Source organism: Hahella sp. NBU794 (assembly GCF_050749805.1).
Classification (GTDB): Bacteria; Pseudomonadota; Gammaproteobacteria; order Pseudomonadales; family Oleiphilaceae; genus Hahella.
On record NZ_CP192738.1, the window covers coordinates 1,183,390 to 1,196,978 of the forward strand.

Annotated in this window: 9 protein-coding genes and 1 other RNA gene; 7 read left to right on the plus strand and 3 right to left on the minus strand. The window is 49.2% G+C overall.

All coding sequences use genetic code 11. The features are described from left to right. Nucleotides 1–125: 125 nt before the first annotated feature. Complete coding sequence (locus ACQYWX_RS05265) at nt 126–1,616, minus strand: protein adenylyltransferase SelO (RefSeq protein ID WP_431688112.1); 1,491 nt, start codon at nt 1,614–1,616, stop codon at nt 126–128. A 276-nt stretch (nt 1,617–1,892) separates the two neighbouring features. On the opposite strand from ACQYWX_RS05265, the gene ACQYWX_RS05270 reads away from it, so the two are divergent. Then, nucleotides 1,893–2,546, plus strand: coding sequence for a DUF4360 domain-containing protein (locus ACQYWX_RS05270; protein ID WP_431688113.1), 654 nt, complete (start codon nt 1,893–1,895; stop codon nt 2,544–2,546). A 192-nt stretch (nt 2,547–2,738) separates the two neighbouring features. Here ACQYWX_RS05270 and ACQYWX_RS05275 read toward each other — a convergent pair whose 3' ends face one another. Further along, nucleotides 2,739–2,957 (minus strand): WGR domain-containing protein, encoded by a 219-nt coding sequence (locus tag ACQYWX_RS05275; protein WP_127968804.1) that lies wholly within the window; start codon nt 2,955–2,957, stop codon nt 2,739–2,741. A 324-nt stretch (nt 2,958–3,281) separates the two neighbouring features. Continuing rightward, nucleotides 3,282–4,208, minus strand: a complete 927-nt coding sequence (locus ACQYWX_RS05280; RefSeq protein ID WP_431688114.1) for a zinc metalloprotease HtpX — start codon at nt 4,206–4,208, stop codon at nt 3,282–3,284. Between the two features lie 230 nt (nt 4,209–4,438). Between ACQYWX_RS05280 and ssrA the strand changes: the two genes are divergently transcribed. The 6 genes from ssrA to ACQYWX_RS05310 all read left to right on the plus strand — a co-directional run bounded on the left by ssrA (nt 4,439) and on the right by ACQYWX_RS05310 (nt 13,581). Beyond that, nucleotides 4,439–4,792, plus strand: a transfer-messenger RNA (tmRNA) gene (gene ssrA / locus ACQYWX_RS05285). Between the two features lie 463 nt (nt 4,793–5,255). Beyond that, entirely contained in the window at nt 5,256–6,197 is a 942-nt protein-coding gene (locus ACQYWX_RS05290; protein WP_431688115.1) for a helix-turn-helix transcriptional regulator, read from the plus strand. 14 nt (nt 6,198–6,211) lie between these two features. Further along, a complete protein-coding gene (locus ACQYWX_RS05295; protein ID WP_431688116.1) occupies nt 6,212–8,053 on the plus strand; it encodes a type I restriction-modification system subunit M in 1,842 nt (613 codons plus the stop codon). Further along, nucleotides 8,043–9,434, plus strand: coding sequence for a restriction endonuclease subunit S (locus tag ACQYWX_RS05300; protein WP_431688117.1), 1,392 nt, complete (start codon nt 8,043–8,045; stop codon nt 9,432–9,434). The genes ACQYWX_RS05295 and ACQYWX_RS05300 overlap by 11 nt, the downstream gene beginning before the upstream one ends. A 2-nt stretch (nt 9,435–9,436) precedes the next feature. Beyond that, on the plus strand, nt 9,437–10,417 hold the full coding sequence (locus tag ACQYWX_RS05305; RefSeq protein ID WP_431688118.1) for a DUF3644 domain-containing protein: 981 nt from the start codon (nt 9,437–9,439) through the stop codon (nt 10,415–10,417). Further along, on the plus strand, nt 10,414–13,581 hold the full coding sequence (locus tag ACQYWX_RS05310; RefSeq protein ID WP_431688119.1) for a type I restriction endonuclease subunit R: 3,168 nt from the start codon (nt 10,414–10,416) through the stop codon (nt 13,579–13,581). The genes ACQYWX_RS05305 and ACQYWX_RS05310 overlap by 4 nt, the downstream gene beginning before the upstream one ends. Nucleotides 13,582–13,589: the final 8 nt, after the last annotated feature.

Sequence of the window (13,589 nt, forward strand, 5' to 3'; positions counted from 1 at the left end):
AGGGTCCTTGGTTGTCTGGGTAGCCATGCTCCTTTAGCAGCGCGATAGGAACGCCATTATAGCCATGAAGAACGACGGATTTAAACGAGTAAGTCAGTAAGCGGCCGCATACCGTCGCGGCTGCTTCATGATGAGCAGGTTAGACAAATGCCTCCCGCCCAGTCCGGCGGCGCGTCGGCGTATCGTTCTGCGCCGGGTTGTGCGTTGAAGGGATTTTTAACGATGCGAAGCAGGTTTTGCACCAGCAGGTAATCGCCCTGATGCGCTTCCCGGATGGCTTCTTCAAGCATGTAATTACGCAAAATGTACTCGGGATTAACCTGCTGCATGGCCTGTGTTCTGTCCGGAACAGTGGCGGCGGATGTATCTACCTGTTTTCTATAGTCGCTCTTCCAGCTTGAAAAAGCGCGGCTATCGCAACTCAGGTCAGACATGAAAGCCAGACTGCTTTCGCTGCCATCGTAGTCACCCAAGGCTCGCATAAAGCGATTCATGTCAGTGTTGTGAGTAGTGAAGAGAGAGAGCAGTTCGTCTATGAGTCGACGTTGTTCGCTATCTTGAACTCCCTGAGTCGTCGCGCTGAAGCCCAGACGCTGCGCCATTTTTCCGTAAAAGGCGGCGCTGTAGCGCTCGGCGAAACCATCCAGCGCTGACTTTAATTCTTCCAACGGAATTAACGGCAGTAACGCTTGAGCCAAGGCGGAGAGGTTCCACAAAGCAATACCGGGTTGTTGCTTGAACGCGTAACGCCCATCAGTATCGTTTTTGTTGCTGATGAAGTTGGGATCGTAGCTATCCAGAAAGGTGAAAGGGCCGTAATCAAAGGTTTCTCCGATGATCGACATGTTGTCCGTATTCATCACCCCATGTACGAAGCCATAGCTTTGCCATTGCGCGACTAAATCAGCCGTGCGGTCGCGGACTTCATTGAACATGGCGAGGTAGGGATTCTCCGCTTCTTGCAGGCCGGGGAAATAGCGCTCGATACAATAATCCGCCAACAATTTGAGGTCGTCATGCTGGCCTAGATAATAAAAATGCTCGAAGTGGCCAAAGCGAATATGGCAAGGGGTGACGCGCAATACCATCGCGCAGGGTTCCATACCATTACGCATGGTATATTCCTCACTGCCCACCAGACATAACGCGCGAGTGCTGGATATGCCGAGGCCGCTCATGGCGGCGCTGACCAGATACTCCCTGATACTGGAGCGCAGCACGGCGCGACCGTCGCCGAAGCGTGAGTATGCAGTCCGCCCGGCGCCTTTCAGATGTAGATCCAGACGCTGATTATCCGTCGTCACGACTTCGCCCAACAGCAGGCCGCGTCCGTCCCCGAGTTCTGGGTTGTAATGGCCGAACTGATGCCCTGCATATTTCATCGCAATGGATTCACCAGCCTCAAGCGCGCCGCCACCACCGCAATAGCGCGCCAGTTCTTCAGGATTAATGTGGCGCCGATCCAGCCCGAGCGTTTCCGCCACGTCTCCATTGAAGCTGATCAAGTGTGCGTCTTCCAGCGGTGTCTGCGCGACTTTTTGATAAAAGTGCGGAGGCAGACGGGCGTAGCTGTTATCGAAGGATAGAGCGTTCAGGGACTTGGCGGCGGACGGCATATGCAAACTCAGAATGGGCTTGGGGTGATGGCGCTTACCTTAACATAAGCGCATTTTCCGCGCGCCCTTCCGGGAAAAACAACTAAGTAAATTTAACTTGGTAAAATTAACGGAGGCGCCTTTTTGCCCTAACGGATTATGCTGGCGTTGAAAGTAAACGTAGCGTCAAGCCTCGCAGGGTGCGCAGGCGAACACTGCGCCTGTGTTATACCTCCCTGTACGCCTTTCTCTGCGTACTTTCAAAACATACCGATATCAAAAAATGGATTACATAATATGAAAAAAGGAATCATGGCGGCGCTGACTGCGGCGGCATTTTTTTCTGGCGGCGCAACGGCGGATAATGCTCTCTTAACCTCTCACCCCAACCTCATTAATGAGGATATTGAAATCTACGACTTCGCCTATGGCGGCTCGGGTTGCCCATCCGGCTCCGCCAGTGCGGTAATGTCTCCCGATTACTCCAAAATCAGTATGTTCTTTGACCAATATACTGCAGACTCCACCACCGCAGACTCTGGCCGCGTCCGTAAGAGCTGTAACCTGGGCGTCGCCGTTCGCGTCCCCCATGGTCTGACCGTGGCGCTGGTGGCGCTGGACTATCGTGGATACGTAGACAACGCGCCGGGCGCTTATGCATCGCTACAGGCGAGTTACTTCTTTGCGGGCGAGTCCGTGGGCTCACGCCTGAACAAAGAGTGGATGGACCCGGAAAATCCTGTTGTAGAGGACTTCCTGGTCGAAGATAACTTCCGCATTGGCTCGATTTCCTGGTCCCCCTGCGGGGAAGACGCGATTATTCGCGCGAATACCAGCATCAAAGCCTATAAAGCAGCGGATGGCGGCAAAGCGGAGATCCAGCTGGATACTGTCGACGCCTCTTCCAAGATTGAGTATCAATTGCAGTGGGATACCTGCCAGCAGCCTTGAGGGCGCTTGCGGAACATAACGCTGGATAAGCGCGGTTTCTGGTATTAGATGATCAGGAACGAATTGATCCGCCCGAGGCGAAACTGCAGGAGCAGTCTTTCGCCCCGGGCGGTCTTGCCTTTGGCTCGTCAGTCATGAATGTGACGGCCGTGCGATGGCTAGTACGGGATTTTATGGGGACAGTAACGGACGTTAGGGGAAAAGCTTGTAACCGCTTTTCCTTCTGGCGCGAAATATTTTTCTCAACTCTTCCTTGAGATGATCTGGATTATTGCAGTAAATGGGTTTACAGCTTCCGTTGCGCGCATCCAGTTTGCCGGACACGCACAGAATCTCCAGGCGGCCGAACAGGTCCCGTTGAATGCTGGCCCGGTAAAATCGACGTTGTTTCGGGTGTTCCCATCGAATCATCTTAAATACTCTAAAGTCGGTTATATTCGGCGGATTTGTATCGGCGACATTCGCCGGATGTGCATAATCTTTCCCTTTACGCATCATCGGCGCCGCTCCGATATCCGGCTGATCTGAGCCTGACGTCGCTTGCGGACAAGGCTCATCAACGCAACTGAGGAGCGTTCCCAACAGGGTCCTGTCTATGGACCATGAAAAGGGTTGCGGAGTTTATCTAAACCGGGGCGAAAAAGACACCCTCTCAACGCTTAAACCGCTTAATTTTTATTTGCTTTGGTTACTCCATAAACAGCCTGTCAGTCACATCAGCAAAGGGACAATAGCTCAATACCAATAGCCATGCCAATACCGTTTTGGCCGATTGGCGCGACCTTTTAACAAGCCCTGTGGACAGGGCTCTGAGTGGGAAAATACCAGACCTTCCTCAGGACTTTGCTGCATCAGATCAAGCAGGCGTTGTATTCTCTTTTCCGTCGGTGGATGCGTCCTGAACAGGGAGGGCTGAGACTCCCCACGCCCAGGAGCGAAGATACGCTCCATCCAGCTTCCCTGCCGTTCCTCAATGGCCCGTAAAGCGGAGGCCAACCCGGCAGGGTCTCCAGTCAATTGAGCCGCCGTAGCGTCCGCCAGGTACTCGCGGGTGCGCGACAGGCCCAATTGCAGTAGAGAAAGAAGGAAAGGATAAAGGAGCAGAGTCAAAATGATTGTCCAATCGACGGACATCGCCCCCAGCCAGATCAGAGGAAGGTTAATCAGCAGTAAAAACTGGCCAATATGAGTCAGCAGAAACACCAATCGGCTGATACTGTCGGCAATCATCATGACCCGCACATCGCCATTGCGGATATGCGCGATTTCATGCGCCAACACTCCAGCCAGCTCCCGCTGAGAAAGAGAGTGCAGCAGGCCCTGTGAAACCACAATCGCAGCGTCGTCCCTACCGCCTATTGCAAAGGCGTTCAGGACACTGCTGGGAGCAATGTAAAGCTTGGGCGTATTCGATAGCTCCGCGCGTTTGCTCAGAGCCTGAATCAATCGATACAACCCCGGAGCCTGGGCGAAAGGCAGATATTGCGCTTTGTAGGCGCGAATCAACATGTCCGGGGCCAGCCTCGGCGTAACCAATAGCGAGACGATGACAACACCCGCCAAAGCATAAGCCGCCATCGCCCCAAAAAACCAACTCGCCAGCACCCAGGCCAGAAAACTCATGCCACTAAGAATCAGCACGGAATGAACGGCATTAATCATCCGATGCCGTTTAATCCGCCAACTATCCACAGAAAGCACTGCAACGCCTCCTATTTATAGCGAACCGTTACTTAACTTGAGAGCCTTACCTATATATCAGGCCGACGAAGCGGAATGAAAAGTCCCACGATTGCAAAACAGACGACGAAGACAGAATAAGGCGCAATGCAAATGGGGACTGGAAAAGCGCTCTTGAAATCGGGTAAAGTACGCCCCATATTACGATCATCGGGGACGACTTGGTTTCGACGCCGGTTACAAACCCTGAGGTGCATGTCGAGTGGACAGTAACACTCGTACTCCAATTACTGTAAAAAATAGTCGCAAACGACGAAACTTACGCTCTAGCAGCCTAAGGGCTCTAGCACTCATGCCAAGGTGCTTGTACCGCGGTTTTTATGAGTGTCACCCATAACAAGCTAGCCTGTGCAGCTGCTCCAGTTGTACACGCGAAACTTCAGGAGATCGCCTTTTACACCCTGCCCTTCGGGTCGTAACGGGTTAACTGAATAGAGGGTCCTAAGCATGTAGAGCCAATGGCAGAGGACTGGCGGACGCGGGTTCAATTCCCGCCGTCTCCACCAAATTCAAAAGGCCAACCTTCTCGGGTTGGCCTTTTTTATTGCCTGCTCCTGCGTACTGTTGCAGGTTCCTGCGGGTTCTCGCGGACTTGGCGAGTCACCCGAAAACCGGGTATATGCCTCTGTTTCGCTCTCTCCCGGCCATTTCTCTCTCTTCCCTCACTCTCCGCCAACCTTGAAGTCCGCGACTTTCCCAAACCACTTTTCCTTTTTAAACAGCTAGTTACATGGCGGACTAATCGAGCGGTTTGATGGCGGCATTGGGTGAGAGAATTGGCGATACCCTGTCCCCAAAAAAGATGGTTATCATGTTGACGCTCAATAGCATATAAAATATAAATGTGCGCCTACTATCTAGTTGGATGGATACTCTACTCTAAGGTTAACCACGGTGATATCAAATAAGCGATCAGTTCAACTGATTGAGAGTGTGGGTGTTTAACCAATAAGTTGCAGGGAAAAAGTGTTGACCGCCCCCAAACACAGGACACAAAGCTACAAAGAACAGTTGGCGGCATTGGGTCAGTCTCAGCGGCAGCGTCTATTCGACCTAGATTTCAAGCTCTACTTCCTGGGCTCGGTTAATCGTACTGATCTGACATCACGTTTTTGCAACAAGGAAGCCGCCTCTCGCGATCTCTCACTCTATAAAGAGCTCGCTCCCAAAAATATCGAATACGACACCAAAGCCAAAACCTACATCCAGCGCCGAAGCCCAAGCGGCAGCGAACAAGAGTGCTTTACCCCACTTTTTGAATACACCGGCAGCCAGACACTCGCAGCCTTGCTGCATGGCTTTGCTGATGACTTCGTTGGCAGCCAAAAGCCCATTGTTGCGTGTGAAGCCCCTACGCAGCTTAACTTCCCGAACATCGCTACGCTGGCTTGTATTACGCGCGCTATCCATAACAATCAGGTTTTGAAGGTTCAGTATCGGTCGTTATCCAGCGGCATCAGTGAGCGAGAGATAGTGCCTTTTGCTCTGGTCGATAATGGATTGCGTTGGCATGTTCGCGCCTACGACAGGGCGCGGAACCGTTTTGCCGACTTCGTAGTAAACCGCATTGAGTTGCCCAAACTCATCGACGAGGAAGTTCCCGAGGAGCAAGCCAAATCGGCTGATAATCAATGGAACAGAATCGTCGACCTGCACATCGTTCCACACCCACGGCTTCAGCACCCTGAAACCATTGCATTTGAGTATGGAATGGAAAGCACGATGCTCATTGTTCAAGTACGAGCAGCAGTTGCCGGCTACCTATTACGCAAATGGAATGTGGACTGCTCTCAGGACCATAAATTAGATGGGCCAGAAAACCACCTTTGGCTTAAGAACACGCAAACACTCTATGGCGTCGAAAACCTCCAGCTCGCGCCTGGCTTTGATATGAATAACGGATGCAATTAATTAAAGAGAACCCCATGAATACTGCAGAACAAGAATTTCTAAAAGCTCTCGATGACAAACTTTGGAAAGCTGCTGATAAGCTGCGCAACAACCTTGACGCGGCAAACTACAAGCACGTTGTGCTGGGTTTGATCTTTCTTAAGTACGTGTCCGATGCCTTTGAAGAGCGCCAGAGTGAACTGCGCCAATTGTTTACCGAAGATACTCCACTACCTAATGGCGACGACAATATTTACTACATGCCGCGCGAAGAGTACGACAGCGATGAAGAGTATGAAGAAGCCGTCAATACCGAGCTGGAGCTTCACGAATACTACCAGGAGAAAAACGTATTCTGGGTGCCCAAGCGATCACGTTGGGAGTATTTAAAAGGTACTGCAGGGTTAGCAATTGGCACTCAACTGTGGCTTGAATATGCGGGCAAAGAAATTACTCAAGAAGAAGCCGACGTAATAAGAGAGCAATACCAAGCCACAGAAACTGATCCCGAAACTAAAAAACGTGATCCAGTGACAGTTAGAAAACTGACCTCCATTTCCTGGCTGATTGATCATGCACTTGAGTCCATTGAAACTTACAAAATAGGCGACAAACTCGCAAACCCCAAACTCAAAGGCGTATTGCCACGTGTTAGCCAATATCAGGTTGAAAACCACAACCTATCCGAGCTTATCAACAAATTTTCCGATACCAGCTTCAGTAACCCAGTACACAGCGGCCAAAAACTCAGCCTGCACAGCAAGGATATACTTGGCCACGTATACGAATATTTTCTGGGTCAATTCGCTTTAGCCGAAGGCAAGCAAGGCGGCCAATACTACACGCCGAAAAGTATTGTCACCCTCATCGTCGAGATGCTCGCCCCTTATAACGGTCGCGTGTATGACCCAGCCATGGGCGCCGGAGGTTTTTTTGTCTCTAACGACAAATTTATCGAAGCGCACGCCGGAGAAAAGCACTACAACGCCGCTGAGCAGAAAAAGCATGTCTCGGTTTACGGCCAGGAGAGTAACCCAACAACTTGGAAGCTGGCTGCGATGAACATGGCTATTCGCGGCATCGACTTCAACTTCAGCACTAAGAACGCCGACAGTTTCTTAGATGATCAGCACCCGGATCTTCGTGCCGACTATGTCATGGCCAACCCGCCGTTTAACATTAAAGATTGGTGGCATGCCAAGCTGGAGGGAGACGTGCGCTGGAAATACGGCACACCGCCCCAGGGCAACGCCAACTTTGGCTGGATACAGCACATGCTGCATCACCTCAATGATCAGGGCTCCATGGCACTGCTGCTCGCCAACGGCTCCATGAGCTCCAACACCAACAACGAAGGCGAAATTCGCAAGGCGCTGATCGAAGCGGATCTGGTCGAGTGTATGGTGGCCCTGCCCGGACAACTGTTTACCAACACACAAATTCCTGCCTGCATCTGGTTTTTAACCAAAGACAAAGCCAACGGTTTGATGCTCGACAAGAAAAAAGAGGACCGACGGGGCAAAACCCTGTTTATTGACGCCCGTAATTTGGGATTTATGAAAGACCGCGTACTGCGTGATTTTACTCATCAAGATATCGCTCAAATTGCCAATACCTTTCATGCTTGGCAACAAAACGCTGAGTATGAAGATGTGAAGGGATTTTGCTATTCCGCCAGTCTGGAAGACATTAAGAAACATGATTACGTTCTTACACCCGGTCGCTATGTAGGCGCTGCGGACCAGGAAACAGACAGCGAGCCATTTGATGAAAAGATGATTAGGCTCACATCTCAGTTAAAAGAGCAATTTGCTGAGTCTGATCGATTGGAGGCGGAGATTAAGAAGAATTTGGCGGGGTTGGGTTATGAGTGCTGAATCATTCCCAAAAACCTGGAAGCTACACCCTCTTGAAGAGGTGATGGAAGCAATAATTGATTATCGCGGTAAGACTCCGACAAAAACGGAGCTAGGAATTCCTTTAATAACTGCAAAAATAGTTAAAAATGGTTATGTTCAGTCACCTACAGAGTTTATTGCTGAAGAAAATTATGACACATGGATGGTCAGAGGGTTACCTGAAGTGGGAGATGTTGTTTTAACCACGGAAGCTCCTCTAGGGGAAACGGCACAGTTAACCAGCTCAGAAGTGGCGCTTGCTCAAAGAATAGTCACGCTCCGGGGATTAAAAGGGGTTCTTGATAATGATTTCCTGCTCTGTGCCATGCAAAGTAAATATGTTCAGAATCAGCTTGAAGCAAGAGCAACTGGCTCGACTGTAAAAGGTATTAAACAAAGCGAACTAAGAAAGGTGTTGCTACCCATTCCACCTTTAGAAGAACAACTAAAAATTGCAGGAACGCTTAAATCGCTTAGCGATAAAATTTCATTAAATATAAAAACCAACCAAACCCTCGAACAAATCGCCCAGGCGATTTTCAAAAGCTGGTTTGTGGATTTTGATCCGGTAAAAGCCAAGATTGCTGTATTGCAGGGCGGAGGCACCGCAGAGCAAGCCGAGTTCGCCGCCATGTCGGCCATCTCCGCAAAAGACGAAACCGCCCTCAAGCAACTGCAAGCCGAGCAGCCAGAAGCCTATGCCGAACTTGCACAAACCGCCGCGCTGTTTCCGTCAAAGATGGTAGATTCGGAGTTGGGGGAGGTGCCGGAAGGGTGGAATACTGATAGCTTTTCAAAGCTTGCTCGTTTAGATACGACCTCAGTAAAACCAAATAACTATCCGGACAAAGTCTGGGATCATTTCAGCATACCCGCATTTGATGTTGATCAGTCACCTGCCAAGGAACTTGGTTCGACTATCAAAAGTGGAAAGTATAAGGTTAAAAAGACATCGGTATTATCATCAAAGCTAAACCCTCATTTCCCAAGAACTTGGTGGCCAGATATAGATGATGAGGTCAACGCAATATGTTCGACCGAATTTATGCAGTTTGTACCTAAAAAGGACGAGCGCAGGGCCTTCATTTATTGCCTCATTACCTCAGCACCCTTTCAAGAAGGTATTTCGCAAAGAGTTACAGGAACGACAGGAAGTCGTCAGAGAGCGCAGCCACCACAAGTTGCGGCAATGAATGTTGTCACCCCACATAACGATTTAATGGATAGGTTTAGCCAGCGTGTATTGCCTATTCTTGAAACAAAATCAAAAAACATAAAGCAAAACAATTCCCTTTCTGCATTAAGAGCCTCTCTACTTCCAAAACTACTCTCAGGCGAACTGCCAGTTATGGAAGTGTGACCATGGCAAAACGAAATAGGCGTGTTGGTTCAATTAAAATCGAGCTGGTCAACAAATCCAGAGAGGCGGCATTGGCTGCCGTCCAGATATTCAACAATCCAAACATCGGGTTCAAGTCAGAATCCTATGTCGTGTTGATGATAATTGCCTGGACATATCTACTGCACGCCTATTTCAAGAAGGAAAATATCGAATACCGCTATTATGACCAAAACGGTAAGCGTAAAAATTTCCATAAAACTAAGCATGGTGCCCACAAGCATTGGGAATTGGAGCGATGCCTAAATGATAAGAGCTCACCTATCGATAGGGATACAGTAAACAACCTCCGATTTTTAATTGGTTTGCGTCATGAGATAGAACATCAAATGACCACCCGAATTGATGATATTTTGAGCGCACGCTTTCAGGCCTGCTGCTTGAACTACAACAAATACATCAAGCAATGCTTTGGTGAACAATACGGTATAGAAAAACATCTATCCTTTAGCTTGCAGTTTTCAACCATTTCAACTGACCAAAAATCCCTTCTGGAAGAGCATAAAGATTTGCCTGCAAACATCCAGGGATATATTCGCGATTTTGACGCCGCACTTACAGATGAGGAATTTTCCAGCTCTCATTATGCTTATCGAATCTTGTTTGTTCCAAAAACTACCAACAGAAAAGGGCAAGCAGATAGAGTTATTGAGTTTGTAAGGTCTGACTCGCCATTGGCAGATGCAGTTAATAAAGAGTACGCGGTGATCAAGGAGACAGAAAAGAAAAAGTATCTCCCTAAGCAGGTTGTTGAGTTAATTCAGGCTGAGGGATTCAAACGCTTTTCGATGCATGACCACACACAATTATGGAAGAAAAACGATGCAAAAAATCCTGCCCTTGCGTTTGGTGTTTTAGTGGCAGGAAAACATTGGCACTGGTATGAGCGATGGGTAGAAGAAGTTAGGAAGCACTGTCAAGCCAATCGCGGGAATTATGTATGAACGAAGAACAACTTGAAGCCCTCTGCTTAGATTGGTTCCGCGAGTGCGGCTGGAATGTTCTCTATGGGCCAGATATTGCGCCGGATGGCACTGACCCAAAGCGTGACGATTACACACAAGTATTGCTGAAAGATGACCTTAAAACAGCGTTTGCCCAGATTAACCCGCACCTGCCCCACGAATGTATCGAGCAGGTATGGGCCAAACTGAACAGGCAAGAAAGTCTGGATTTAATTACCAATAACCGCGCATTCCACCGACTTCTGCTAGAAGGTGTTGCGGTCGAATACAAGAACGACCATGGCGAAGTGATCAACGACCATGCGTTTTTAGTGGACTTCGATAAGCTCACCAACAATCGCTTTGTTGCCATCAATCAATTTACCATCACAGGCACCAAACAACCCCGCCGCCCGGATGTGATCTGCTTTATCAATGGCCTGCCCCTTGCGGTACTGGAACTGAAAAGTCCCAGCGATGAAAACGCTGATATTTGGGATGCCTTTAATCAACTGCAAACCTACAAAGATGAAATCAGCGATCTGTTTATAAATAACGAAGCGCTGGTGGTGAGTGATGGTTACACAGCGCGCGTCGGCTCGTTAACGGCTGATCAGGAACGCTTCTTACCCTGGCGCACCCTCAAGCATGAAGACGATAAGCCATTGCTGGAATGGCAGCTGGAAACGGTGGTACGTGGCTTTTTCGACCGAGAGCTGTTCCTGGATTACATCCGCTATTTTGTACTGTTTGAAACCGACGGTGAGACGATTGTTAAAAAAATCGCGGGTTACCATCAGTTTCATGCGGTGCGTGAAGCAGTAAAAGCCACGGTGATTGCTGCGCAAGATCTTGGGGGGATTGCAGAAAAGCGCGCAGCCTATGGCGATGAGGTTGTTCCTGGTAGTAAGAAAGCGGGTGTAATTTGGCATACGCAGGGTTCCGGCAAGAGCATTTCTATGTGCTGCTATGCAGGCAAGTTGCTACAGCAACCTGCGATGCACAACCCCACATTGATCGTGGTAACGGATCGTAATGATCTGGATGGGCAACTATTTGCCACCTTCAGCAATGCTGTGGAGCTATTGAAGCAAACACCGGTACAGGCCAATGACCGAGATGAACTGCGCCAGCTTCTGGCCGAGCGCGAGTCTGGCGGTATCATTTTTACGACGGTACAAAAATTTGCCCTAATCAAAGATGAAAATGGTGATGAGGAAAGCAGCCACCCGATTTTGAACGACCGCCACAATATCGTGGTGATCTCCGATGAAGCCCATCGCAGCCAGTATGGATTAAAAGCGGTTTTATCCGCCGATGGTCAGTACAAATTTGGTTATGCCAAACACATGCGCGATGCCTTGCCGTTTGCCTCGTTTATTGGTTTTACGGGCACGCCCATTTCGCAGGAAGACAAAGATACCCGTGCCGTGTTCGGTGGCTATGTCTCCATATACGATATTCAAGACGCCGTAGACGATGGCGCAACAGTGCCTATCTACTATGAGTCACGCCTTGCAAAACTGGAATTGAATAGCGCTGAGATTGAAGCGCTTTCCGATCAGGTCGACGAGGTTGTGGAAGATGAAGAAGATGTGGGCGCTCGAGAAAAGACCAAAGGAGAATGGAGTCGGTTAGAAAAACTGGTGGGCGCCACACCGCGACTGAAGCAAGTAGCGGCCGACTTGATTGATCACTTTGAGGCCCGGACAGCCACCATGGATGGCAAGGCCATGATTGTGGGCATGAGCAGGGATATCTGCGCCCAGCTCTACAATGAAATTGTTGCCTTGCGCCCAGACTGGCACGATGCAGACCCCGAGAAAGGGGCGATCAAAATTGTGATGACAGGCAGTGCTTCCGACAAACCGTTACTGCAACCCCATATTTACAACAAGAAGACCAAAAAGCGGCTTGAGAAGCGATTTAAGGATATTAATGACCCTCTGAAACTGGTGATAGTTCGTGATATGTGGCTGACAGGTTTTGATGCTCCTTGTTGCCATACCATGTATGTCGATAAGCCCATGAAGGGGCACAATCTGATGCAGGCCATCGCCCGGGTAAACCGCGTATTCAAAAACAAACCCGGCGGATTGGTAGTCGATTATATCGGCATAGCCAATGAACTGAAGCAAGCGCTGAAAACTTATACCGATTCCAAGGGAAAAGGCGAGCCGACGCTGCGCGCTGAAGAGGCTTTCGCAATCCTTCTGGAGAAGATTGACGCATTAAGAGGCCTATTTGCCAAGACCCCAGATGCGCTAGGCTTGGATATAGCCGCCTTTGAAACCAACGCTCATAAACTGCTGGTGCCTGCAGCTAACTATGTGTTGGGCCTGAAGGACGGCAAAAAGCGGTTTTTAGACTTAGTGTTGGCCGCCAGTAAAGCCTACTCGCTCTGTAGTACGCTGGATCAGGCCAAAGAATTACGAAAAGAGATCGCTTTTTATGCCGCCATTAAAGCGGCTATCACAAAATTTACAGCTGTCGATAAAAAGCGAACCCTGGAAGAGAAAAATTCTGCTCTAAAACAAATATTGGATAACTCTGTCATCGCCGAAGGCGTCGCCGATGTCTTCAGTCTATGTGGATTAGACAAGCCTAATATAGGCCTGCTTTCTGATGAATTCTTGGAAGATGTCCGGCAGATGCCGCATAAAAATCTGGCCATTGAGTTGCTGGAAAAGTTACTCAAGGATGATATCAAAGCCAAGACTCGCAACAACGTAGTGCAAGAAAAGAAATATGCTGAACGCTTGCAAGAAACGTTGCGCAAATATAACAACCGGGCCATTGAGACCGCACAGGTCATTGAAGAGTTAATTCAACTTGCCAAGGAATTTCAAGCCGAAATGGCACGGGAGGCGGAGCTAGGATTAAATCCGGATGAAATCGCTTTTTACGATGCATTAGCCAATAACGAAAGTGCAGTTCGCGAGCTTGGCGATGAAATACTGAAGAAGATTGCCGTAGAAATCACTGACAAGCTTCGTAAATCTACCACTGTAGACTGGCAGGTACGCGATAGCGTTAGAGCTAAACTAAAAATACTGGTGCGTAGAACATTGCAACGCTGGAAATATCCGCCCGATAAGGCCGCCGAAGCCGTCGAGTTAGTACTTAAGCAAGCCGAAACCTTGTCCAACTCCTGGACTAAGTGATCGAAAAT